We start from the raw sequence: 21,769 nt of genomic DNA on the forward strand, positions 1-21,769 counted from the left end.
GGCGTGACCGCGTTCAACGCCGTGCGCCGGGGCGCAGCCCCCGCGGCCGGGTGGCCTGTGGCAGGCCGGTGAGGCTGTCGCGCGGCTGCGCACCGGGGCCCCGCTTCCGCATCGTGCTGGAACCCGCCAGCCAGCTGTAAGGCACCTCTTTGCCTCGTGCAGCCGCAGACAGTCGCGCACGCCTCCAGCCGGCAGCGGTGTTCCCGTGCCGGCTCACGCCCGGCCCTGCCCCACAGAACCCGCCACCCCGATGACTCACACCAGCGACGAAAAGGAAACCGCCCATGTCCCACCCGGACAGTCACGACGTCATCGAGGTCGGTGCGGGTGCGTCCGGCCGGCCACCGCCACCGCCCTGCACGCCGCCGGCCGTGGCGTCCTCTGCCTGGAGGCCCGCGACCGCATCGGAGAACGCCTGCTCACCGCCTCTGATGGCGATTCTTGAAAACGGCTCTGGCCGCAGTTCCGTGAGCGGCCGTTCTTGGTGGGGCTGCCTGCGAGGCCAGCACGAGCTGACTGGATACTTGCCTGATGGAGGTCTCTAGGGGTTCCTGGGTCAACACCACGCACGATTGGTCCAGCGTCATCGATCTGGACCACCTGGCATCTATCCGACAAGCTCCGGAGAAGTTCGCGCCGGGTGGCCCGTGGCATCTTCTTCTTGAGGTGCTTGCATACGCCGCTGACGAAGCATCCAGCAGGGGTGGTGGACGCTGCCTCGTCACCCTCTATCCGGATGGCTCCTTGTCCGTGGCGGATGACGGGCGGGGCACCGATACCCGTACAGACGAGCACGGCCAGATCGTCAAGAAGCCGGTCATGGCGTCAAAGGATCTTCGGTTCTTCGACCTTCCGGAAGCGGAACTGCTTCAGGACGGCCATCCGCGTCGGGGCATGTCTGTGGTTGCCGCGCTCAGTGAATGGCTCGTCCACACCAACCGCCGGCTCAATGGGGCCTGGACCCAACGCTACGAGCGCGGCATCCCGGCTACTGACCTGGAGCCTGTCGAGCCCGACGGCACCACCGGGACACTCGTCCACTTCAGACCGAGCGACTCACTGCGTTCGCTGGGGGTGCCGGTGGAGGGCCAGTTGAAGCGTCTGGCCATGATGTGGCCGCATCTGGAAGTTCAGGTGGATGACCGAAGCGTTCCTGTTCGGCCTGGCGGATCCACTCCAGTAGCGGGTATCCGCGCCGGTGACGCACGAGATCGGCGAAGGCTCGGGCCAGGTCACAGGCACGGGTGATGTCCGGGCAGGCGAGCCGAACCTCCAGCAGCCGCTTGTCCTGGCTCTCGGTGAGAGTCTCGCGGGGGCGCATGATCCAGGAGGTGATCTTGCGAGGGCTGGGGATGTCGGCCCGGACAGGTTCGGCGGTGCCAGCCCGCGGTGCGGCGAGGTGTTTGCGGACGACCTGGCGGCTGCCCCGGTAGCCACGTTCGCGGATCTCAAGGAACAGGCGAGTGCCACTGACCTGGCCCTGCGTGTCAGTGAAGCGGGCGTTGAGATATGCCTTGAACGGCTCCAGCACGCCGTTGGGGCGGCGGTCGCGGGCGGAGGCCGGCAGTTCGTCGAGGTCGGTGTCGCGGAAGCCGCGTACGGTCTTGCGGTCGAGGTTCAGCCTCCGGGCGATGGCGCTGATCGTCCAGCCCTTCTCCACCAGGGGGTGGACGTCCTCGTAGCGGTGACGGGTCGATGATCTGGGTGCGGGGAAGTTCCGGCGCCGGGGCCGCTCCTCGCCTCGCCTGGTTGGTCCTTGAAGTGAGTGAGGAGGATGGGGAGCGAAGAGCAGGTCTTGACCACCTGTGGGTAGGCTCGGGCCATGACCGGTGACTGGCGGATGGACCGGATCGGGGCTGCCCTGCGAGGTGGGAATCCGACTGTGCTGCGGCGGCTTGAGCCTGGCTTCGCGGTGATCGGTGACGTTCAATTCCTGCCCGGGTACTCAGTTCTCCTCGCGGACGAGCCGGGTGTTCAACGGCTGTCTGACCTGCCGAGGTCCAAGAGACTGTCGTTTCTGTCCGACATGGACCGGCTCGGGGAAAGCGGTTGAGCGGGCCTGCCGGCGGCGGGACCCCGAATTCCGCCGGGTCAACCTGGAGATCCTCGGCAACACGGACCCGTTCTTGCATGCCCATGCCTCGGTTGACCGGTTTGGGCTGCGGTGGCAACTCCGGCAGTGAGGGCGGTGTCGGTGTCTCACCGAGCCGGCGGGCCCGGTCCGGCTGCAACAGGAAAGGGCCCGGACGGCCGGGCCCTTTCCCTCTCGTAGCGGGGACAGGATTTGAACCTGCGACCTCTGGGTTATGAGCCCAGCGAGCTACCGAGCTGCTCCACCCCGCGTCGTCGGTACCGCCACTCTACACCCACGTATGGCTGGAGCTGGACATCGGGGTCAGCCGCGGATGATGGTCTGCGCTTACAGCCCTCCGAAGGCGCGCAGAGTGGTCACCTTCGACTCGTCCAGCTCGCCGAGGAGGTAGTTGATCGCGTGCAGGACCGGTGAGGCATACGGCTTGACCGACACCCGGTCCTGCGCCCGCAGCGCGTGGAACCACAGCGCGGTCATGATGGTGGTCATCGAGGCACACGAGGCCTGGTGACCGCCCACTTTCATGAGGACGGGTTGGGCCGAACCCGGTTGGCGTGCAGAGCACCCTGCGCTCAATCGCGCGGAGGTCCTCCACCTGCGGAGGGGTCCTCCGTGGCCCGGGATACGTCGGGCGCCGCGCGCGTGGTCATGGCCGGCCTACCTTCCATTCTGTGAACTGAGCTGATGAGGAGTGACCACGGTCGTGCGTCACACGGCTGCCACGATGGGGAGGTCGTACTGGCGCCGGATGCTGGTGCTCAGGCGGGAGATGTCCGCGCCGTAGACGTGCACCGAGATGGCCGGGGTGTCGCCGGCGTTGAGGACTCGGTGGATGTCGCCGGGCGGGGCGAACCCGCAGGCCGCGCCGGTCGCGTTGATCACTTCGGGGCCGGGTACCAGATGGACGTCGCTGCCCGAGCCGCGCAGCTCGTAGCGGTACTCGATCTCGGCGCCCTCGTACACCCCGGTGACACACCAGGCCACATGGTCGTGGATCGCCGTGCTCTGGCCGGGCTGCCAGACCAGGGCGACGATGGAGAAGCTGCCGTCCTTCTCGGCGTGCACGAGGTGCTGGCAGTAGCCCTCCGGGTTGCCGCGGCGGTACTCGGCGGGGAGCAGATCCGGTTCGCTGAGGAAAGGCTTGAGGGCGTCCGCGACCAGGCGTGCGGTTTCACCAGGGCTGTCTTCCAGGCGAACTGCCGAGCGGACGGAGTCTATGAGATGGCCGAGTGCGGTGCCGCGGAGCACGGTGTCGGTCGGAGTCATGGTGCTTGCTCCTGTCGGGAGGGAACAACAGGGAGTTTGGTCAGTTCAGGGCTTGGACCAGGTCGGCGATCAGGTCGTCGGCTCGCTCGATGCCGACCGATATCCGCACCAGGTTGTCGGGGACTTCCTGCGGTGTGCCCTTGGCGGAGAGATGGGTCATCCGAGCCGGGTGCTCGATGAGGGACTCCACGCCGCCGAGTGATTCGGCGAGGGTGAACAGCTGGGTGCGGCCGCACACGTCCGTCGCGGCCTGCTCACCGCCGTCGACCTGGAAGGAGATCATTCCGCCGAAACGGCGCATCTGCTTGGAGGCGATCTCGTGTCCCGGGTGGCCCGGCAGCCCCGGGTAGAGCACCCTGGTCACAAGCGGGTGCTCCTCGAGGGCATCGGCGATCTGCTCGGCATTGTCACAATGCCGGTCCATGCGCACGGCTAGCGTCTTGATGCCGCGCAGGGTCAGCCAGGCGTCGAACGGGCCAGCAATGGCACCGACCGCGAACTGATGAAAGTGGACCTTCTCGGCGAGCTCCTCGTCCCGAACGACCGCCGCACCGCCGATGACATCGGAGTGGCCCCCGATGTACTTCGTGGTGGAGTGCATGACGATGTCCGCACCCAGCGTCAGCGGCTGCTGCAGGTACGGGGAGGCGAAGGTGTTGTCCACCGCCAGCAGCGCGCCGGCCTCATGCGCGACCGCCGCCAGAGCCGGGATGTCGGCGATACCCAGCAGCGGATTGGTGGGCGTCTCACACCAGATGAGCCTGGTCTCCGGACGGATCGCGGCCCGGACCGCGTCGGCATCACCAACGTTCACAGCAGTGCTGGTCAGGCCCCAGCGGCTGAGCACCATGCGGAGCAACCGGAGAGAACCGCCATAGGCGTCGTCCGGGATGATCACATGATCGCCCAGGGCACAGACGGCCCGGATCACACAGTCCTCGGCCGCGAGACCGCTGGCGAAGGCGGAGGCCCTGGTGCCCGCCTCGAGGGCGGCGAGGCACTCCTCCAACGCGGTACGGGTGGGGTTGCCGGCACGGCTGTACTCGTAACCACCGCGCAGACCCCCCACCCCGTCCTGCTTGAACGTGGACGTCTGGAAGATCGGCGGCACTACGGCGCCGGTGACGGGGTCGGGCTCCTGCCCGGCGTGAATGGCAAGCGTCTCGAATCCACGGGGCTGCGTCATGCCTGCAGCTTGCCTAGCTCCGATCGTAGACGTCCAGCGAAGGATTCTTCGGTTCCGGAAAGTTCTGCTTATCTATCAGGGGCCTGCTGAACCCTCGTAAGGATCAAGGCGCTGCCTTTACGCCCCGCGGTCTCTGCTCGCTGGCGGCTTGTCGCAAGGCGTCCAAGATCAGTCGGACAGCCGGAATCTGCTCGTGGCCGGCCAAGGTGTAGGCGGAGACGTGTCGGTGCGCAGCAGGGACGAGCGGTAGCCCTGCCACCTTGGGGTGGCGCATGAACGACAGCACCATCGCTGGCATCAGCGACACACCGAATCCCGCCGCCACCAAGCTCTGCACCGCCAGGTTGTCATCGCTGGCGAAGGCGATATCCGGTTCGAACCCTGCCTCAGCACACCTGCGTACAAGGTGGCCACGGCAGCGCACACACCCCGCGATCCACCGATCCTGCGCCAACTGCGACAGGTCGACGGAGCGGCGTCGGGCCAGTGGATGCCAGGTCGGCATGAGCACGAGCATCGGGTCATCGGTCAGCGGCACTCGCAGCAGTTCCTCATCAGGCTGCTCGGCGACCACGTCGGCGTACGAGAAGCCGAGGGTCACATCACTGTCGCCCCGGCACAACGCCTCCAGCGACAGCGGCGGCTCCAACTCGGTCAACTCGATCCGGATGCCCGGGTGGCTGTCGGTGATGCGCGACACCGCCGCCGGCACCAACGTGGCGCTCGCACTAGGGAATGCACAGATCCGCACCCGTCCAGCCTTGAGCCGAGCGACTGCCGCGATCTGCTCCTGGACCGACATGAGCTTCTCCAGGATGTCGGACGTGTGCCGGGCCAGCACCTGGCCGGCGTCCGTCAGCTTCAACCCGCGGCCGACACGGGCGAACAGAGGCGTCCCGACAGCCCGCTCCATCGCCTTCATCTGCTGGCTGATCGCCGGGGGCGTGTAACCCAGGCTCCTGGCTGCTGCGGAGTACGAACCGGTGCGCACTACCTCGGCAAATACCTTGATCTGTCGCGAGTCGAGCATGCCGCCAAAGATAAGCATCTGTTTAGGGCCCGTGAAGTATCTGGTACCTAGACGTTAATTAAACATTCGTGTGTCCTGGGCAACACACGCCCCCCTGGGCCGGCTCCCCGTCCCTCAATCACAAGGGGAATCCCCTCATGAACGCGCAGGCCAGTCTCACCCGCAGCCCTGCTCTGGCTGCCCTCACTGTTTCGGTGGCGCTCGTCGCCACCGCGTGCAGCAGTGGCTCCACCACCTCCACCACCACGGCCAGCGGCGCCAAGCTGGTCAAGGCCGGACAGCTTACGACCTGCACCCACCTCCCCTACGCCCCCTTCCAGTTCGAGAAGGGCGGCAAGGTCGTCGGGTTCGATGTCTCGATGATCGATCTGGTAGCGAAGGACCTTGGCGTGAAACAGGTGGTCGTCGACAAGGCGTTCGAGACCATCAAGACCGGCGCCGATCTTAACGCCGGCATCTGTGATGTGGCCGCCGCGGGCATGACGATCACCGACGAGCGCAAGCAGAACCTGGACTTCTCGATCCCGTACTTCGATGCCACCCAGGCCCTGCTCGCCCGCAAGGGGGTGTCCGCCGCGTCCCTGGAAGACGTCAAGTCGCAGAACCTCAAGCTGGGTTCGCAGTCGGCGACCACCGGCGAGGACCTTGCGCACGCCAAGGGCATCGACGCGATGTCCTTCGAGAGCTCCGATGCCGAACTCAACGGGCTGCGCACCGGCAAGGTCGACGTGATCATCCAGGACTATCCCGTCGTACTCAACTGGCTCAAGGACAAGGCCGTCGCCGCCAAGTTCCAGCTGGCGGGGAATCTCAACACCGGTGAGCAGTACGGCTTCGCTGTCAGGAAGGGCGCAAACCCGAAGCTGCTGGCTGCGATCGACAAGGCGATCAAGCAGGCCAAGTCGGACGGCACGTACAAGAAGCTCTACGAGCAGTGGATAGGCACCATCCCCAAGGGGGCTGACTCCTGATGGCCGTGCAGACTCCCAGCGCCGACCCGACTGCGAGCATCCCAGCGCGCTCCGGCCTCTCGCCGCGCCGCCGCCGAGAGCTCAGCCGTGGCGCACAGTACGTCCTGTTGGTCATCGCCATCGTCGTGGCGGCCTCGCTCGCGAACTGGTCCCAGCTGCAGCATCAGTTCTTTGAGCCGTCGGTGGCCAAGCAGTTGTTCCCGGGCCTGATCACGGTCGCTCTGCTGAACACCGTGGGGTACACCCTCACGGGGTTCGGTGCGGGGCTCGTCCTCGGGCTGGTGATCGCACTGATGCGGCTGTCCTCGGTCGCGCCGTACCGATGGCTCGCCATGGCATACATCGAGCTCTTCCGAGGCCTTCCCGCCCTGCTGATCTTCATCTTCGTCGGCGACGGCGTCCCGCTCGCCTTTCCGGGCATGGCGCTGCCCGGCGGCGCTTACGGGCAGGTCGCGTTGGCACTCGGGCTGGTGTCCGCCGCCTATATGGCGGAGACGATCCGCGCCGGCATCCAGGCAGTCCCGCCGGGCCAGCTGGAAGCCGCGCGCACCCTGGGCATGTCGCACAGCATGGCAATGCGGTCGATCGTCATCCCGCAGGCGTTCCGGATCATCGTGCCGCCGCTGACCAACGAGCTGGTCCTGCTGTTCAAGGACTCGTCCCTGGTCCTGTTCCTCGGCGTGACCCTGCAACAGCGCGAACTGACCAAGTTCGGACGGGACTTGGCGAGTCAGACGGCCAACACCACGCCGATCTTCGTCGCCGGACTCTGCTATCTGCTGGTCACCATCCCGCTCGGCTATCTGGTGCGGCGTCTTGAGGCCAAGCATGCGAAGGCGAGGTGACAACGTGCGGACCCTGCAGCAGGTCACCCGAAGGGATGGAGCCAGCGAGATGACAGCGGCAATCGAAATCAGCGGACTGCACAAATGCTTCGGCGACCTGGAGGTTCTACGCGGCGTCGACTTCTCCATCGCTGTGGGCGAGGTCGTCTGCGTGATCGGTCCCTCCGGTTCCGGGAAGTCAACGCTGCTGCGCTGCGCCAACCTCCTGGAGCAACCGACCGCCGGACGGGTCGTCGTCGGCGGCGTCGACATCACCGACCCGGACGTCGACATCGACCCCGTCCGCCGCCGGATTGGCATGGTGTTCCAGCAGTTCAACCTCTTCCCGCACCTGAGCGTGCTGAAGAACCTGACGATCGCCCAGCGTCGGGTGCTCAAGCGGAGCGAACAAGAGGCCATCGAGGTCGCCCGGCAGAACCTCGCCCGGGTCGGTCTCGCCGACAAGGAGAACAGCTACCCGACGCGGCTCTCCGGTGGACAGCAGCAGCGCGTGGCGATCGCCCGGGCGCTGTCCATGGGTCCGGAGCTGATGCTGTTCGACGAACCGACCAGCGCGCTCGACCCGGAACTGGTCGGCGAGGTGCTGTCCGTGATGCGTGGCCTGGTGGACGACGGCATGACGATGATGGTGGTCACCCACGAGATGGGCTTCGCCCGTGAAGTGGCCGATCGCGTCGTCTTCATGGACGGAGGCGTCGTGGTGGAGGAGGGCCTGCCGCAGGATGTCCTCGGCAATCCCCGGCACAAGCGCACCCAGGCCTTCTTGAGCCGGGTCATCCATCCCGGCGGGCTGACTACCGAAAAGAGCACCACGTCCTAAGGACGCGTCTCGGAAACAACACGCCGGTTCCGCTTGCAGACCCCTCAAATGTGGTATATGGGCCGCCGACCTGCATGGGCCGATTGGGCAGGAGGGCGAGCACGGTGCCACGGAGTATGAGCGACATCGCCGCCTCGCGTAGTTGGCGGCGATTGGGGTTGCTGTCGTATCCCTTGTCGTCGAGCACGGCATCGGGTCGTCGGCGGGGCCTGCCGGGTTTGCCGGCCACGGGCGGGATGCCGTCCACCGGGGCCAGGGTCTGGGTGACGTCGTTGACGTTGGCGGCCGTGGTGATGACCTTGACGGGGTGCCGCGGCCGTCACAGATCAGGTGGTGCTTACTGCCCGTCTTCCCGCGGTCGACCGGCGATGGACCGGTGGCCGCGCCCCCTTTTTTCGCACGGATGTGAGAGGCATCCACGCAGGCGCGCGACCAGTCCAGCTCGTCGGCCGCGTGCGTGCAACTCGGCAAGCAGGAGGCGGTGCAGCCGGTCGAAGACGCCGGCCTCATGCCACCGGCCCAGGCGGCGCCAGCAGGTCTGACCGGAGCCCGAACCCAGCTCCAGCGGCAGCAGCTGCCAGCCGACGTCGTTGCAGAGGACGTACAAGATGCCCTGCAGGCATAGCCGGTCATCCACCGGCTTCGGACCGAGTGCCTTCTCCGGAACCTCTTCACCCCGTCGTCGAAGTCTTCCTGCTCGTATGGGCCGCCCCAAGACCCAGGTCGTCCACCTCGATGAGGGGTTCGACTGCCTCGGTTTCACCGTCCGCCGAACGGGCGTCAAGCTGATCATCAAGCCGAGCACAGCGGCTTGCGCGAGGCTCCGGGCGCGACTGCGGACCGAGGTCAAGGGCCTGCACGGGTCCAATGCCGAGGCCGTGTTGCGCAGGTTGATCCCGATCGTTCGCGGTTGGGCGGCCTACTACCGGGCGGTGGCGTCCACGACGACGTTCTCGTCGCTGGATCACTACATGTGGCGGCTGACCTTCAAATGGGCCAGACGTCGTCACCGCAACAAGTCAAGGTACTGGGTCGTGGACCAGTACTTCGGCAGGTTCCACCCGTCCCGACGTGATCGATGGGTTTTCGGCGACCGCGGCAGCGGTGCCTTCCTCATCAAATTCGCCTGGCCCGGCATCGTCCGCCATCAGCTCGTCAAGGGCGGAGCGTCCCCGGACGACCCCGCGCTGACCGAGTACTGGCGGGATCGCCGCCGCAGGAAGGCGCCAGCGCCGATGGACAAGACGAGTCTCCTCCTGGCGGTCCGGCAGCAGGGCCTCTGCCCTCTGTGCAAGCAGGCGCTGATCGTCGGAGCCGAGTACGAGCCGGACAGTCCACGCGAGTGGATCAACTGCGGCCGCGCTGCCATCGCTTTTCAGAATCACGACGGCGTGGTGAAGAGTCGGCCCCAGACATTCCCCCAGGGTTGACCCAGGGGGTATTGGTATCACTATCGTCTCAATAACGTCGAACTGAATATTTGTGTGGTATGGGGGTCGCTCCCTACGCTGAAGCGCGTTCGAGGGCCCCCGGAAGGAAAGGGGCAGTCAGATGGAGCTCAGGCATCTTCGGTATTTCGCGGTCGTCGCCGAGACGCGTCATTTCGGAAAGGCCGCGGAACGCCTGCACATGGCCCAGCCGCCGCTCTCCCAGGCGATCCGCCGCCTGGAGTCGGAACTGGGCGTGGACCTGTTCACCCGCACGACCCGGCAGGTCACCCTGACCGGCGCCGGCGAGGTGTTCCGCACCGATGTGGAGCGCATCCTCAAGGCCGTCGAGGAGGCGGTGACGAGGGTGGGGCGCTTCGCGTCGGGGGTGGAAGGGGTGCTGCGGGTCGGCCTGACGGGCTCCGCCTCGTACCGCCAGCTGCCCGCACTGGCACGGCTGCTCAAGCGCGAGATGCCGCACGTGATGATGGAGGTGCACACCGATATGCTCACGCCCGCCCAAGAGCTCGGGCTGATCGAGCGGCGCCTCGACGTCGGCGTCCTGCGTCCGCCGATCCGCCAGGAGGGCATCGCCCACCGCTCCCTCGCCGACGAACGGCTGATCGCCGCCGTACCCGAGGAGCACTGGCTCGCCGAGAGCGGCAGCGTCCGCGTCGAACAGCTGCGCCACGAGGACTTCATCATGTACGGCGCCACGCTCGGCTCGGTCGTCAACGACGCCGTCGTCCGCAGCTGTCTGGCTTCCGGCTTCACGCCGCACTGTGCCTACGAGGTCACCGAGACCTCCGCCGCCCTGGCCCTGGTCGCCGCGGGCCTGGGGCTCGCCGTCCTGCCGGACTCCATCCGCTCCGCACCCCGCGAGGGTGTCCGGTACAAGGAGATCACGGACGCCCTGTCCGTCCCGCTGGCCCTGGCCTGGCGCGAAGACGACGGATCACCGCTGCTGCGGAATCTCCTCGGGGTGCTGGAACGCAACGACGTATTTCTCGGGCCGGGCCCGCACATTCCCCAAGGAGTGGCATGAAGATCGTCCAGGTGGAGGCAATTCCCTTTGCCATTCCTTATGCAAAACCGTTGAAATTCGCGAGCGGCGAGGTGCATACCGCCGACCACGTCCTGGTCAGGGTGCACACCGACGAAGGGCTCGTCGGCACGGCCGAGGCCCCGCCACGCCCGTACACCTACGGCGAGACCCAGGAGTCGATCGTCGCGGTGATCGACAAGATCTTCAGGCCGCAGATCATGGGCCTCACGGCGCTGGAACGGGAGGCCGTGCACGCCCGGCTGGAGCGAACCGTGGGCAATCCGACCGCCAAGGCGGCGCTCGACATGGCTCTGTGGGACATCCTCGGCCAGGCCGCCGGGATGCCGGTCACCGGTCTGCTCGGCGGCTACACCGACCGGATGCGGGTGAGCCACATGGTCGGTTTCGCGCCCGCCGACGAGATGGTGGCGGAGGCCGAGCGGGCCCGGGACATCTACGGCATCACCACCTTCAAGGTGAAGGTGGGCCGGCGGCCCTACACCGATGACGTCGCCGCCTGCCGGGCGCTGCGCGAGGCTCTCGGTCCGGACGTCGAGTTGTACATCGACGGCAACCGCGGCTGGTCGGCTTCCGACTCGGCACGTGCCCTGCGCGAGATGGCCGACCTCGGGCTGACCTTCGCCGAGGAGCTCTGCCCCGCCGACGACTTGCTGGGCCGCCGCTGGCTGGTCGCACAGAGCCCGGTCCCCTTCATCGCCGACGAAAGCGCCACCCGCCCGGCGGAGGTGACCCGCGAACTCCTCAGCGGTTCCGCCACCGCGATCAGTATCAAGACCGCCCGCACCGGCTTCACCGGCTCCCAGCGCGTCCTGCACGAGTGCGAGGGGCTCGGCGTGGAGGTGGTGATGGGCAATCAGGTAGACGGCCAGATCGGCACGTTGTGCTCGGTCGCCTTCGGTGCCGCTCACCGCACCGCGGCACGGCACGCGGGCGAGCTGTCCAACTTCCTCGATATGACCGACGACCTCCTCACCGAACCGCTGACCATCGAGTCCGGCACGCTGCGCATCCGCGAGGGCGCCGGGCTCGGCATCGACATAGACCCCGACAAGCTGGCCCGCTACCGGCAGGACAGCTGAGACTCGACGCAAGGGACGGGACACCCCATGACCGGCATCATCACCGAGCAGGCCACCGCCGCCGCCTCCGGAGCCGCCGCCACCGAACAGTTCCGCAGCAAGCAGCGTGCGGAGGCCGCGGACGTCGACACCAAGCGCGTCGACAACTTGGTCACCGAACTACTGACCGCCGCCCACGACATCATCCGTCGCCACAAGCTCACCTACGCGGAGTACGACGCCCTCAAGGCCTGGCTCATCCAGGTCGGCGAGGACGGCGAGTGGCCGCTCTTCCTCGACGTGTGGCTGGAGCACGTCGTCGAGGAGGTCGCCAACGAGAACCGGCAGGGCAGCAAGGGCACCATCGAGGGCCCCTACTACGTCCCCGACTCCCCGCGCCTGCCCTCCGAGGCCACCCTGCCCATGCAGGAGAGCGAGGCCGGCACACCGCTGCTGTTCCAGGGACAGGTGCGGTCGGTGGACGGCACCCCGCTCTCCGGCGCCAAGGTCGAGCTGTGGCACGCCGACAACGACGGCTACTACTCCCAGTTCGCCCCCGACCTCCCCGAGTGGAACCTGCGCGGCACGATCATCGCCGACGACCAGGGCAACTTCAGGATCCACACCATCGAGCCGGCGCCTTACCAGATCCCCACGGACGGCTCCTGCGGCAAGCTGATCGCCGCGGCCGGCTGGCACGCCTGGCGCCCCGCCCACCTGCACCTCAAGGTTTCGGCACCCGGCCACCAGCTCATCACCACCCAGTTGTACTTCAAGGGCGGCGAGCACGTGACCGACGACATCGCCTCCGCCGTCAAGCCCGAGCTCATCCTCGACCCCACCCCGGTCGCGGGCGGCAACGGCCGTGAGGTCACCTACGATTTCGTCCTCGACAGGGCGTGATCGACCGTGCTCTTCGCTGTACGCATGGACGTCGACATCCCGCGTGACCTCGACCCTGAGGTCCGCGGGGTCCTGGTGGCCCGCGAGAAGGCGTACTGCCAGGAACTGCAGAAGTCCGGTGAGTGGGTGCACATCTGGCGGTGTGTCGGGCAGTACGCCAACATCAGCGTCTTCGACGTCGCCGACAACGAGGCCCTACACCACATTTTGTGGAACCTGCCTCTGTTCCCCTACATGACGATCGAGGTCACGCCGCTGGCCCAGCACCCGTCCGACCTCGCGGCCGAAGAGGAAGTGGCCTGATGGACAAGGTGGTCGCGTCGGCCCTGGAAGCAGTGGCCGACGTGCCGGACGGCGCCTCCCTGGCGGCCGGCGGGTTCGGGCTGAGCGGTGTGCCGAACGTGCTGATCCAGGCGCTCTACGAGCGCGGGGTCAGCGGGTTGAACGTGGTCTCCAACAACTGCGGGGCCATGGACACCGGCCTCGCGGTGCTGCTGGCCGCGGGCCGGATCGCGCGTGTGACCGGCTCCTACATCGGGGCGAACAAGGAGTTCGCCCGCCAGTACCTGGCCGGGGAGCTGGAGGTGGAACTGGTCCCGCAGGGCACCCTCGCCGAGCGGCTGCGCGCCGGTGGTGCCGGTATCCCCGCCTTCTACACGCCCGCCGGTGTCGGCACCCAGGTCGCCGAAGGCGGTCTGCCGTGGCGGTACGACGGTGCGGGCGGCGTCACCCTGGCCTCGCCGGCGAAGGAGGTGCGGGAGTTCGACGGCACCGAGTACGTCCTCGAGCACGGCATCCGCACCGACTTCGCGCTGGTCCGCGCGGCGAAGGGCGACCGGCACGGCAACCTCGTGTTCAACAAGTCCGCCCGCAACTTCAACCCCCTCGCCGCGATGGCCGGGCGGGTGACGATCGCCGAGGTGGAGGAGCTGGTCGAGCCCGGTGAGATCGATCCGGACGCGGTGCACCTGCCGGGGATCTTCGTGCAGCGGGTCGTGGCGCTCACCCTGGAGCAGGCGGCGGACAAGAAGATCGAGCAGCGGACGGTGAGCAGCTGATGGCCTGGACGCGTCAGGAGATGGCCGCGCGGGCGGCCCGGGAACTCCAGGACGGGCAGTACGTCAACCTCGGCATCGGCCTGCCCACCCTCATCCCCAATCACCTTCCTCCGGGAGTCGAGGTCATTCTCGAATCGGAGAACGGCATCCTGGGCACCGGCCCCTACCCCGCCGAGGAGCAGGTCGACCCCGATCTGATCAACGCCGGAAAGGAGACCGTCACCGTCCTGCCCGGGGCGTCCTTCTTCGACTCCTCCCTGTCCTTCTCCATGATCCGCGGCGGGCACATCAACGTCGCCGTGCTCGGCGCGATGCAGGTCTCCGCGAGGGGCGACCTGGCCAACTGGGCCATTCCGGGCAAGCTCGTGACCGGGATCGGCGGTGCCATGGACCTGGTCCACGGAGCCCGGCGTGTGATCGTCGTGATGACCCACACCGCCAAGGACGGCTCGGCGAAGATCGTCGAGGAGTGCGCGCTGCCGCTGACCGGCAAGGCATGCGTCAACCGGATCGTCACCGATCTGGGTGTCCTGGACGTCACCGGCGACGGCCTGGTTCTGGCGGAGACCGCCCCCGGTGTCACCGCCGAGGAGATCACCGGTCGGACAGCCGCAAAGATCCGTGTTTCCGAGGGAATTCCGTCATGAAGCACGTCTACATCGTCGACGCGGTGCGCACCCCGATCGGCCGCTACAACGGCAGCCTCGCCGCGGTGCGCCCGGACGACCTGGCCGCCCACGCGCTCCGCGAGCTGGTCAACCGTACGCCCGAGTTGGAGCCGGTCCGCATCGACGACATTTACCTCGGCAACGCCAACGGCGCGGGCGAGGAGAACCGCAACGTCGCCCGTATGGCGGTCCTGCTGGCCGGCCTGCCCACCTCGGCGCCCGGCGTGACCGTCAACCGGCTGTGCGCCTCCGGGCTGGAGGCCGTGATCCAGGCCGCCCGCGCGATCGCTGTCGGCGACGCCTCCATCACGATCGCGGGCGGCGTGGAATCCATGACCCGCGCGCCGTACGTCCTGCCCAAGAGCAACAAGGCGTTCCCGGCCGGGCACACCGAGCTCTACTCGACCACGCTGGGCTGGCGCATGATGAACCCGCGCATGAACCCCGAGTGGACCATCCCGCTGGGCGAGTCGGCGGAGCTGATCGCCGAGAAGCACAAGATCAGTCGAGAGCAGCAGGACACGTTGGCCCTGCGCAGCCATCAGAAGGCCGCCAAGGCACAGGCCGAGGGCCTCTTCGATGCCGAACTGGCTCCGGTGCGCATCCCGCAGCGCACGGGCGACCCCGTCGTCTTCGGTGCCGACGAGTGCATCCGCCCGAACGCCTCCCTGGAGGCGATGGCCAGGCTGAAGCCGTCCTTCCGTACCGAGAACGGCACGGTGACCGCGGGCAACGCCTCACCGCTCAACGACGGCGCTGCCGCCCTCCTGCTCACCGATGAGGAGGGCCTGAAGGCCACCGGCCGCGAACCCCTCGCCCGGATCTCCGCCACCGGTGTGTCCGCCATCGATCCGCAGTACTTCGGGCTCGCCCCGGTCGAGGCCACCCACCGGGCACTGGCCAAGGCCGGCCGGACCTTCGCCGACCTGAACGTTCTGGAACTGAACGAGGCGTTCGCCGCCCAGGTGCTCGGCTGTGTGGCCGAGTGGCCCGAGTTCGACCCCACCATCCTCAACCCGCAGGGCGGCGCGATCGCTCTCGGTCACCCCCTGGGCGCCTCAGGGGCGCGCCTCGCCGGCACCGTCGCCCACCAACTCGCCCGCCGCGGCAGCGGCACGGGCGTCGCCACCCTTTGCATCGGCGTCGGCCAGGGCCTCGCCCTCGTCCTCGAACGCTGACCCGCCGCAGGAGACACCGTGCCCCCATCCCATCTGCTGCACCACCACACCATCGGTCCGGCCGATGCACCACCCCTGATCCTTGGACCGTCCCTGGGCACCTCCAAGGCGGTCTGGGAACCCCAGCTTCCTTCACTGGCCCGTCGCTTCCTGGTGCTGCGCTTCGACCTGCCCGGGCACAGCGGCTCTCCCACCGACCTGCTGCGCGATCCCGCACCGGGCAGCACCACGGTCGAGGACCTCGCCTCCCTGGTGCTCGACCTCGCCGACCACCACGGCTGGGACCGCTTCCACTATGCGGGCATCTCCCTGGGCGGAGCCATCGGCACCCACCTCGCGGCCTTCCATCCCGAGCGCCTTGCGTCTTTGGCCCTGGTCTGCACCTCCGCCCACTTCGGGGCGCCCGGGCCCTGGCAGGAGCGGGCAGAACTCGTCCGCCGCGAGGGCACTGCTCCCCTTCTGGTGACCAGTCCGGGCCGCTGGTTCGCCAGCGGGACCTCGGCGAGGACGCGTCTCGGCCGCAGGCTGCTCGGCAACCTCGCCGAGGCCGACCCCGCGGGGTACGCGGCCTGCTGCGACGCCCTGGCCACATACGATCTGCGCCGTGAACTGCCAGGTATCACCACGCCCACCCTCGTGGTGGGCGGCTCCCGCGACGTGGCGACTCCACCGGCGCACGCCCAAGAGCTCGCCGAGGGCATCCCGCAGGCCGCTCTCGAGGTCATCGACTGCGGGCATCTGGCCATAGAGCAGCCCATAGCACTGCATACCGCCCTCACCGCTCACCTGTCCACGCCCCTCGCCACGCACAGGCGTACGCACAGCCGACCAGTGCCCGGCAGGTGACGTCACCCCCGTTATGTTTTTCGCGGTCCTGCAAGAGGACCGCTGGCCTCCGGGCCCGGCATGACTGTGTCCTCCTGTCGAACGGATGACCTGGGGGGTGGTGTCACCGGGCCCGGGAGGTGCCGTCCGAGACGCTGATGAGAGGTCCGGCCACCGCCCGGTCCGGCGCAACGCCGGACAGCTCACGGGCGGCAGGTCTGCATAACGTGGATGCGCGCGTACGACACCATTGCCGAGGCCAGGCAGAGTCAACTCCCTTGGAAGGGTGCAATGTTCGACTTGCCCGCCGGGGTGAGCCCGTGCCCGTGGTCATGTCCTGGCGGCCGTGCCGAGCGGCGTTCGCGGCGAGCTCACCGATGACCAGTTCCGCCGATACGCGCGGCCGACGGCAAGCGCCGTTGGGCCAGCGCGGCGGTGGCGCACCGGCGCGCCACCGGGACCCGGTGGAGCTCGGCCGGCAGTGCCAGGACGGCCCGGCGGCCCGGCTCCGGCTCGGTCGTGGGACGGGCGGGCAGCGTCCGTGCCAGGTCGGGTGAGCCGGGCAGCGCGGCCGTGGCGCACGGCGGCCGGCCGGGTGGTTGGGCCAGATGCCCGCCACCTGCAAGTCAGCTTTGGAACCGACGATGAGCACCTCGTCCCGACCCGAGACAGTAGGAACCGGCGCCCGGGTGCAGGGGCGGAAGAGAACTCCGCCGATCCGGTTGTCGCGTCTTCACGGTGCGAGCGTCCCGTCGAAGGCGTCCATGAGCAGGCAGCGGAGGGCCTCCGTGGTGACGGGCCGCGGGTTGGCGTACGGCTGGCTCTGCGCCTGGATCACGATCTCGTCGAACTCGTTCCCGGTGAGGCCGAGTTCGGCGAGGGAACGTGGAGCGCCGAGGCCGACGGACATCCGTGCCATGTGCTTCGGCACGTCGTCCGTTGCCAGGGCCCGCCGCAGGGCGTGTTCAGCCGTCGGCACCGCGGGGAGGTTCAAGGCTGCGACGTAGGGCAGCAGCACCGTGTGTGTGGCGGCATGGGGGAGGTCGAAGGTACCGCCGAGGATGTGGCAGAGCTTGTGGTGAAGCGACATGGTCGTGGCCCCCAGGCAGGCACCGCACAGCCAGGCACCCCGCAGGGCGTCCGTCCGCGCGTCGAGGTCCAGGCGGTCGGCCGAGATCGCATGCAGCGCCGCGGCCAGGGAGCGCACGCCGTCCTCCGCCATCAGGGACACGATGGGCGAGGCGTCCGGCGCGTACAGTGCCTCGACCGCGTGTGCTATGGCGTTGAAGCCGCTGGTCACCGACACGTCCACGGGGAGACACAGGGTGAGCTCGGGGTCGTAGAGCACGCTGCGCGGCAGGACGGCCCGGTCACGGCCGGTGCGCTTGCGCCCGTTCTCGGTGAGCCCCCACACGGTTGTCATCTCCGAGCCGGCGTAGGTGGTCGGCACGCTGATCACGGGCAGGCCGGAGGCCAGGGCGATGGCCTTGCCCAGGCCGATGGTGGAGCCGCCGCCGATGGCCAGGCAGCCGTCCGCGTTCGCTTCGCGGGCGGCCCGGCGTGCGGTGTCGGCGACCTCGATCGGCACATGCGTCCGTGCGCCGGTGAACATTCCGGCGCAGGCGTCGTCCAGAACACCGGCGGCATGCTCGGCGAGGGCGCGCTGACCGGGTGTGGACAGCACGAGCAGCCGCCTCAGCCCCAATCGTTCCGCTTCCTCGGGCAAGCGACGGAGACTGCCTGCGCCGAAGACCACGCGCATGGGCAGGGCCTCGTAAGTGAAGGTCATCGGCCATCCTCCGTCGCAGGCGCCAGCACGATGTCGAAGCGTGGGTGGTGACCGAACGGTGCCCAACACCTCCCGTAGCCGTGGTTCCCCCGTCTTGCGGAAGTTCTTGACGCGGGCCTCCGCGACCGTCTCGACGTGAAGTCCATGGTGGTCCTACCGCTTCGCGGTGCCGTCGGCTTTCGCAGCCGGTGACGCGGTGCCGCCGGACGACGGAGGCGGCACGGAAACCGGCGTACGCCACGGGCGTCCCAGCAGCTCTTCGACTCCCTTGAGGTCACCGGCTGCCAGACAGCTGCGAATCAAGGTGGAGGAGCAGGTGCGGCCGGCGTGGGCGACGAGGGGCACTGCGTCCACGGCGAAACCGAGCCGCCTCCCCACACGGCGGAGCAGGACGGCGTCGCCACCGCCTCCTCGACCGAAGCGGAAGTTCTCGCCCACCACAACGGCGCGGGCCCGGAGCGTGTGGCCGAGGACTCGGCCGATGAACTCGTCGGCCGCCAGGCCGGCCAGCGCCGCAGTGAAGGGCAGCACGAGTACGACGTCGATTCCCAGGTCATGGGCGAGGCGGATGCGTTCTTCGAGGGACACCAGTTGCCTGGGCACGCGCTCCGGGCGGGTCACCGTGAGGGGGTGCGGGTCGAAGGTCAGCAACGCGGACGGCAGCCCATGCTCTGCCGCTCGCTCGCGCACCCGCCGGACCAGCGCGGTATGACCGCGGTGAAACCCGTCGAAGACGCCCATGGTCACAGCGCAACCAGGCCATTCGGACGGCACGTCGTGCAAGCCGGTCCACACTGCTCCCATGGAGTGGACCGCCGGCGAGACCTCCGCGCAGTCCATGGGCGATGATGCTGTCACGTCCGCCTCCTTGTCTCAGTTCGTTCGGGGACGAAGTCGTACCGCTTCGGGTTTCGGTCGCGGGCCGTCAGCCCGAACCGTTGGGTCGAACCTGGCCGGTGCTGGGTGCGGGGGCCGCCTTCTCGGTGGCTCGCTCGACGAATACGTCCAAGAACAGGGACGATTCACCTGCTCGGCGCACTGCGCCGAGCAGGGCGCGCAGAATTGCCCGTCCGGTGGTGCGACTCCATTGGGGGGGCCGGGGCGGCGCCGGACCGCCCCGGCCGGCGGTGGTCAGCGGCGGTGGATGCTCACGTCATCCGGGTTGATCAGGTCCGGTGCGGTCCAGCCGTTCAAGTCGTACTCGGCCATGCACTGCTCCGCGAAGCCCTTCATGGCGTCGGCGGCACCAGTGGCCTGGGCGGTGAAGAGCATCTCGGCGCGCACCTGCTCGTGGTTGCCGGAGTAGTTGCGCTCGTACAGTTCGTGCCGGCCGCCGAACTCGCTGCCGATGGAGTCCCAGATCAGCTTCATCAGCTTGACCCGCTCGACGGAGTCGTAACCGTTGGAGCCCCGCACGTACTTGTCCAGGTACGGGCGGATCTCCGGGACGGAGAAGTCCTTGGCGTTGGAGTTGAGGTAGATCAGCCCACTGCCCAGGTCCTGCATGATGATTTCCTTGATGCGCGGGTAGCCCTGCGTCATGAACCACCGGTACGCCAGCCCGTAGTCCAGCTTCGGCAGGACGGCGTCGTCCTTCCAGGCGTCCGGGTTGTTCGCCATCGCGTCGGTCAGGCCCCAGAACAGGTTGCGCCAGGCGATCACCTCGCCCACGCGGGTCTGGATGCCGCGGAAGTCCTTGGTGCCGGTGACCTCCACACCCTTCATCAGCAGGCCGGCGATGAAGTCGAGCTTGACCGCGAGGCGGGTGCAGCCGTGGAAGGTGAAGCGGTGCAGGAAGCCGGAGCCGGGGAAGAACGTGCTGGCCTTGTCCGCGTCACCGTAGATGAAGACGTTCTCCCACGGGATCTTCACCTTGTCGAGGATGAAGATGGTGTCGTTCTCGTCGAACCGGCTGGACAGCGGGTAGTCGAAGGGGCTGCCCATGACGTCGGCGTTCATCGAGTAGGAGTGCCGGCTGATCAGCTTCATGCCGGGCGCGCCCATCGGAACAGTGCAGACGAGCGCGAACTCCTTCTTCTTGATGGGCAGGCCGTAGTGGGCGATGAAGTTGTAGTGGGTGATGGCCGAGCCGGTGGCCACCACCTTGGCGCCGCTGACGACCAGGCCGTCGTCGCGCTCCTCGTCGACGTGGACGAAGATGTCCTTGACCTCGTCCGGGTTGCGGTCGCGGTCGACCGGCGGGTTGATGATGGCATGGTTCCAGTAGAGGACCTTCTCCTGCGACTCCGTGTACCAGCGGCGGGCGTTGTCGCCGTAGGGCTGATAGAACTCGCTGTTGGCGCCTAGGGTGCCGAGGAAGGCCGCCTTGTAGTCGGGGCTGCGGCCCATCCAGCCGTAGGTCATCCGCGCCCACTCGGCGATGGCGTCGCGGTCGGCGATCAGGTCCTCGCGGCTGCGTGGGGTGCGGAAGAACGGGTGGGTGAGGCCGTCGCTGCCGGTGTCGGTCGGGACGGTGAGGACCGACTGCCTCTCCGGGTCGTGCAGGGCGTCGTACAGCCGGGCGGTCATGCGCACCGAGTTGCGGAAGGCGGGGTGCTCGGTGACGTCCTTGACCTTCTCGCCGTAGACCCACACCTCCCGTCCGTCTCGGATCGATTCGATGTACTCGTCGCCCGTCAGAGGGCGGGTTTTGCGGACCTCCTCGGCGGATGTGGCGGCCGGGGAGCGGGTGTCTTCGAGAGTCATGTCGTTCCTAGCTGATTCGGGGATGCGATGGGAATTACGCGGCCCGGCGCGTGACGCGCTCCGCGTGCATCGCGGTGAAGGCCGATGCGCCGGTGAACCACCCGCTCTCGGGGCTGTCCAGACAGGCGTCCCAGTGGGCGCTCGCATCCCGTCGGCCCAAGTGGCGAAAGGTTCCGGCGTGGAACAGCAGCGGTTCGAGATCGGTGATGTCGGCCTCGACCACCTCACCGATGACGATCAAGTGGTCGCCGCCGTCGTAGGTGCGCCACGGGTGGCACGAGATCGTCGCGGCCGCTCCCGTGAGCACGGGCCCGACGGGGCCGTCGGACCACTCCGGCTCCGGCTCCACGGGCCGGCCCGCGAAGTGCCAAGCGGCGTCGACCTGGTCGGCGGCCAGAATGTTGACCGCGAAGGGTACGTCCTTCAGGTACCGGCACGCCTTGGACTCGCGGGTCAGGGTCACCTGACACAGGGCTGGTTCCAAGGAGACGGCGGTGAACGCGTTGACGGTGGCGCCGTGACGTCCGCCGTCCGAGGTGGCGCAGGTGACGACTGTGACGCCAGTGGCAAAGCGGCCGAAGGCGTTCCTGAGATGGCGCTGGTTCATGGGGTCCACCCCGGGGAGCCGACGGATGCGAGACGCTCGCTTGTCCCGAATCTGGTGCCGTGCACTCCAGCGGTGTCCGCGTCGACGACGACTGCGCCGGACATCTTGCCGAGTTCCTTCACCGGGCGGCTCGTCCTCAAATGTGACATTGCCCCGTTCCTGCCTGTCGGAGGTGTGGCACGCGGGTCGGTGCCGTGTCCGCTACAGCACCGGCCCGCGTCGTGGTGACAGCAGATTGGTCACGGGCACGGCCGCGGTCTTGGGTGAGATGACC

At 68.0% G+C, this 21,769-nt stretch carries 22 protein-coding genes, 1 tRNA gene and 3 pseudogenes; 15 read left to right on the top strand and 11 right to left on the bottom strand.

Translation table 11 applies throughout. From position 1 onward, the window contains the following. Window positions 1–531: 531 nt before the first annotated feature. The 3 genes and pseudogenes from ACFY4A_RS14695 to ACFY4A_RS14705 all read left to right on the top strand — a co-directional run. A complete protein-coding gene (locus ACFY4A_RS14695) occupies window positions 532–1,248 on the top strand; it encodes an ATP-binding protein (RefSeq protein ID WP_390829803.1) in 717 nt (238 codons plus the stop codon). Beyond that, window positions 1,199–1,699: a hypothetical protein gene (locus tag ACFY4A_RS14700; RefSeq protein WP_390829804.1), complete on the top strand. Its 501-nt coding sequence runs from the start codon at window positions 1,199–1,201 to the stop codon at window positions 1,697–1,699. The genes ACFY4A_RS14695 and ACFY4A_RS14700 overlap by 50 nt, the downstream gene beginning before the upstream one ends. A gap of 123 nt (window positions 1,700–1,822) precedes the next feature. Then, window positions 1,823–2,138, top strand: a pseudogene (locus tag ACFY4A_RS14705) (diadenosine tetraphosphate hydrolase); the annotation flags it as partial. A gap of 131 nt (window positions 2,139–2,269) precedes the next feature. Here ACFY4A_RS14705 and ACFY4A_RS14710 read toward each other — a convergent pair. The 5 genes and pseudogenes from ACFY4A_RS14710 to ACFY4A_RS14730 form a co-directional block, all read right to left on the bottom strand. Then, window positions 2,270–2,343: transfer RNA gene (locus tag ACFY4A_RS14710), tRNA-Met, on the bottom strand. Between the two features lie 45 nt (window positions 2,344–2,388). Beyond that, a pseudogene (locus tag ACFY4A_RS14715) lies at window positions 2,389–2,649 on the bottom strand (pyruvate dehydrogenase); the annotation flags it as partial. Window positions 2,650–2,800: 151 nt separating this feature from the next. Then, on the bottom strand, window positions 2,801–3,358 hold the full coding sequence (locus ACFY4A_RS14720; RefSeq protein ID WP_390829805.1) for a cysteine dioxygenase: 558 nt from the start codon (window positions 3,356–3,358) through the stop codon (window positions 2,801–2,803). Window positions 3,359–3,398: 40 nt separating this feature from the next. Next, entirely contained in the window at window positions 3,399–4,544 is a 1,146-nt protein-coding gene (locus tag ACFY4A_RS14725) for a cystathionine gamma-synthase (protein WP_390829806.1), read from the bottom strand. A 103-nt stretch (window positions 4,545–4,647) separates the two neighbouring features. After that, window positions 4,648–5,574, bottom strand: a complete 927-nt coding sequence (locus ACFY4A_RS14730; RefSeq protein ID WP_390829807.1) for a LysR family transcriptional regulator — start codon at window positions 5,572–5,574, stop codon at window positions 4,648–4,650. Window positions 5,575–5,711: 137 nt separating this feature from the next. On the opposite strand from ACFY4A_RS14730, the gene ACFY4A_RS14735 reads away from it, so the two are divergent. Genes ACFY4A_RS14735 through ACFY4A_RS14745 form a run of 3 tightly spaced genes read left to right on the top strand, consistent with a single transcriptional unit; the run spans window position 5,712 to window position 8,210 of the window. Next, the gene (locus tag ACFY4A_RS14735) at window positions 5,712–6,545 is read left to right on the top strand and encodes a transporter substrate-binding domain-containing protein (protein ID WP_390829808.1); all 834 of its coding nucleotides are present in this window, start codon (window positions 5,712–5,714) and stop codon (window positions 6,543–6,545) included. Beyond that, window positions 6,545–7,390 (top strand): amino acid ABC transporter permease, encoded by an 846-nt coding sequence (locus tag ACFY4A_RS14740; RefSeq protein WP_390829809.1) that lies wholly within the window; start codon window positions 6,545–6,547, stop codon window positions 7,388–7,390. Before ACFY4A_RS14735 ends, ACFY4A_RS14740 begins: the two co-directional genes overlap by 1 nt. A gap of 49 nt (window positions 7,391–7,439) precedes the next feature. After that, window positions 7,440–8,210: an amino acid ABC transporter ATP-binding protein gene (locus tag ACFY4A_RS14745; RefSeq protein WP_390829810.1), complete on the top strand. Its 771-nt coding sequence runs from the start codon at window positions 7,440–7,442 to the stop codon at window positions 8,208–8,210. Here the strand turns inward: ACFY4A_RS14745 and ACFY4A_RS14750 are convergent. Together ACFY4A_RS14750 and ACFY4A_RS14755 are read right to left on the bottom strand one after the other, a co-directional pair. Then, a pseudogene (locus tag ACFY4A_RS14750) lies at window positions 8,185–8,508 on the bottom strand (hypothetical protein); the annotation flags it as partial. The gene ACFY4A_RS14745 and the pseudogene ACFY4A_RS14750 sit on opposite strands and share 26 nt — an antisense overlap. A gap of 39 nt (window positions 8,509–8,547) precedes the next feature. Continuing rightward, window positions 8,548–9,003, bottom strand: coding sequence for a transposase (locus ACFY4A_RS14755; protein WP_390829811.1), 456 nt, complete (start codon window positions 9,001–9,003; stop codon window positions 8,548–8,550). On the opposite strand from ACFY4A_RS14755, the gene ACFY4A_RS14760 reads away from it, so the two are divergent. The 9 genes from ACFY4A_RS14760 to ACFY4A_RS14800 all read left to right on the top strand — a co-directional run bounded on the left by ACFY4A_RS14760 (window position 8,912) and on the right by ACFY4A_RS14800 (window position 16,414). Beyond that, a complete protein-coding gene (locus tag ACFY4A_RS14760; protein ID WP_390829812.1) occupies window positions 8,912–9,640 on the top strand; it encodes a group II intron maturase-specific domain-containing protein in 729 nt (242 codons plus the stop codon). The genes ACFY4A_RS14755 and ACFY4A_RS14760 overlap by 92 nt on opposite strands. Window positions 9,641–9,761: 121 nt before the next feature. Then, entirely contained in the window at window positions 9,762–10,682 is a 921-nt protein-coding gene (locus ACFY4A_RS14765; protein ID WP_390829813.1) for a LysR substrate-binding domain-containing protein, read from the top strand. After that, window positions 10,679–11,782, top strand: coding sequence for a mandelate racemase/muconate lactonizing enzyme family protein (locus ACFY4A_RS14770; protein ID WP_390829814.1), 1,104 nt, complete (start codon window positions 10,679–10,681; stop codon window positions 11,780–11,782). Before ACFY4A_RS14765 ends, ACFY4A_RS14770 begins: the two co-directional genes overlap by 4 nt. A gap of 27 nt (window positions 11,783–11,809) precedes the next feature. Further along, entirely contained in the window at window positions 11,810–12,664 is an 855-nt protein-coding gene (gene catA / locus ACFY4A_RS14775; RefSeq protein WP_390829815.1) for a catechol 1,2-dioxygenase, read from the top strand. Window positions 12,665–12,670: 6 nt separating this feature from the next. Then, window positions 12,671–12,967, top strand: coding sequence for a muconolactone Delta-isomerase (gene catC / locus ACFY4A_RS14780; RefSeq protein ID WP_390829817.1), 297 nt, complete (start codon window positions 12,671–12,673; stop codon window positions 12,965–12,967). Next, complete coding sequence (locus ACFY4A_RS14785; protein WP_390829818.1) at window positions 12,967–13,722, top strand: CoA transferase subunit A; 756 nt, start codon at window positions 12,967–12,969, stop codon at window positions 13,720–13,722. The genes catC and ACFY4A_RS14785 overlap by 1 nt, the downstream gene beginning before the upstream one ends. Continuing rightward, a complete protein-coding gene (locus ACFY4A_RS14790; protein ID WP_390829819.1) occupies window positions 13,722–14,369 on the top strand; it encodes a 3-oxoacid CoA-transferase subunit B in 648 nt (215 codons plus the stop codon). Before ACFY4A_RS14785 ends, ACFY4A_RS14790 begins: the two co-directional genes overlap by 1 nt. Continuing rightward, window positions 14,366–15,568 carry a thiolase family protein gene (locus ACFY4A_RS14795; protein WP_390829820.1) on the top strand — a complete coding sequence of 401 codons (1,203 nt, stop codon included), beginning with the start codon at window positions 14,366–14,368 and terminating at the stop codon, window positions 15,566–15,568. The genes ACFY4A_RS14790 and ACFY4A_RS14795 overlap by 4 nt, the downstream gene beginning before the upstream one ends. 18 nt (window positions 15,569–15,586) lie before the next feature. Then, window positions 15,587–16,414, top strand: a complete 828-nt coding sequence (locus tag ACFY4A_RS14800; RefSeq protein WP_390829821.1) for an alpha/beta fold hydrolase — start codon at window positions 15,587–15,589, stop codon at window positions 16,412–16,414. A gap of 712 nt (window positions 16,415–17,126) precedes the next feature. On the opposite strand, the gene ACFY4A_RS14805 is transcribed toward ACFY4A_RS14800, so the two are convergent. The 4 genes from ACFY4A_RS14805 to ACFY4A_RS14820 all read right to left on the bottom strand — a co-directional run bounded on the left by ACFY4A_RS14805 (window position 17,127) and on the right by ACFY4A_RS14820 (window position 21,495). Further along, window positions 17,127–18,182: a maleylacetate reductase gene (locus ACFY4A_RS14805; protein WP_390829822.1), complete on the bottom strand. Its 1,056-nt coding sequence runs from the start codon at window positions 18,180–18,182 to the stop codon at window positions 17,127–17,129. 153 nt (window positions 18,183–18,335) lie between these two features. Beyond that, window positions 18,336–19,040, bottom strand: coding sequence for a hypothetical protein (locus ACFY4A_RS14810; RefSeq protein WP_390829823.1), 705 nt, complete (start codon window positions 19,038–19,040; stop codon window positions 18,336–18,338). 273 nt (window positions 19,041–19,313) lie between these two features. After that, complete coding sequence (locus ACFY4A_RS14815; RefSeq protein WP_390829824.1) at window positions 19,314–20,888, bottom strand: 4-hydroxyphenylacetate 3-hydroxylase family protein; 1,575 nt, start codon at window positions 20,886–20,888, stop codon at window positions 19,314–19,316. 34 nt (window positions 20,889–20,922) lie between these two features. Further along, window positions 20,923–21,495: a flavin reductase family protein gene (locus tag ACFY4A_RS14820; protein ID WP_390829825.1), complete on the bottom strand. Its 573-nt coding sequence runs from the start codon at window positions 21,493–21,495 to the stop codon at window positions 20,923–20,925. Window positions 21,496–21,769 lie beyond the last annotated feature (274 nt).

The sequence above is a fragment of the Streptomyces sp. NPDC001292 genome, from assembly GCF_042896465.1.
In the GTDB taxonomy this organism is placed as follows: domain Bacteria; phylum Actinomycetota; class Actinomycetes; order Streptomycetales; family Streptomycetaceae; genus Streptomyces.

What these genes read in the sequence shown, in the direction of transcription:
- ACFY4A_RS14695 (WP_390829803.1), top strand. Translation starts at nt 532, where the DNA reads ATGGAGGTCTCTAGGGGTTCCTGGGTCAACACCACGCACGATTGGTCC.
- ACFY4A_RS14720 (WP_390829805.1), bottom strand. Translation starts at nt 3,358, where the DNA reads ATGACTCCGACCGACACCGTGCTCCGCGGCACCGCACTCGGCCATCTC.
- ACFY4A_RS14725 (WP_390829806.1), bottom strand. Translation starts at nt 4,544, where the DNA reads ATGACGCAGCCCCGTGGATTCGAGACGCTTGCCATTCACGCCGGGCAG.
- ACFY4A_RS14730 (WP_390829807.1), bottom strand. Translation starts at nt 5,574, where the DNA reads ATGCTCGACTCGCGACAGATCAAGGTATTTGCCGAGGTAGTGCGCACC.
- ACFY4A_RS14735 (WP_390829808.1), top strand. Translation starts at nt 5,712, where the DNA reads ATGAACGCGCAGGCCAGTCTCACCCGCAGCCCTGCTCTGGCTGCCCTC.
- ACFY4A_RS14740 (WP_390829809.1), top strand. Translation starts at nt 6,545, where the DNA reads ATGGCCGTGCAGACTCCCAGCGCCGACCCGACTGCGAGCATCCCAGCG.
- ACFY4A_RS14745 (WP_390829810.1), top strand. Translation starts at nt 7,440, where the DNA reads ATGACAGCGGCAATCGAAATCAGCGGACTGCACAAATGCTTCGGCGAC.
- ACFY4A_RS14760 (WP_390829812.1), top strand. Translation starts at nt 8,912, where the DNA reads ATGGGCCGCCCCAAGACCCAGGTCGTCCACCTCGATGAGGGGTTCGAC.
- ACFY4A_RS14755 (WP_390829811.1), bottom strand. Translation starts at nt 9,003, where the DNA reads ATGATCAGCTTGACGCCCGTTCGGCGGACGGTGAAACCGAGGCAGTCG.
- ACFY4A_RS14765 (WP_390829813.1), top strand. Translation starts at nt 9,762, where the DNA reads ATGGAGCTCAGGCATCTTCGGTATTTCGCGGTCGTCGCCGAGACGCGT.
- ACFY4A_RS14770 (WP_390829814.1), top strand. Translation starts at nt 10,679, where the DNA reads ATGAAGATCGTCCAGGTGGAGGCAATTCCCTTTGCCATTCCTTATGCA.
- catA (WP_390829815.1), top strand. Translation starts at nt 11,810, where the DNA reads ATGACCGGCATCATCACCGAGCAGGCCACCGCCGCCGCCTCCGGAGCC.
- ACFY4A_RS14785 (WP_390829818.1), top strand. Translation starts at nt 12,967, where the DNA reads ATGGACAAGGTGGTCGCGTCGGCCCTGGAAGCAGTGGCCGACGTGCCG.
- ACFY4A_RS14790 (WP_390829819.1), top strand. Translation starts at nt 13,722, where the DNA reads ATGGCCTGGACGCGTCAGGAGATGGCCGCGCGGGCGGCCCGGGAACTC.
- ACFY4A_RS14795 (WP_390829820.1), top strand. Translation starts at nt 14,366, where the DNA reads ATGAAGCACGTCTACATCGTCGACGCGGTGCGCACCCCGATCGGCCGC.
- ACFY4A_RS14805 (WP_390829822.1), bottom strand. Translation starts at nt 18,182, where the DNA reads ATGACCTTCACTTACGAGGCCCTGCCCATGCGCGTGGTCTTCGGCGCA.
- ACFY4A_RS14815 (WP_390829824.1), bottom strand. Translation starts at nt 20,888, where the DNA reads ATGACTCTCGAAGACACCCGCTCCCCGGCCGCCACATCCGCCGAGGAG.
- ACFY4A_RS14820 (WP_390829825.1), bottom strand. Translation starts at nt 21,495, where the DNA reads ATGAACCAGCGCCATCTCAGGAACGCCTTCGGCCGCTTTGCCACTGGC.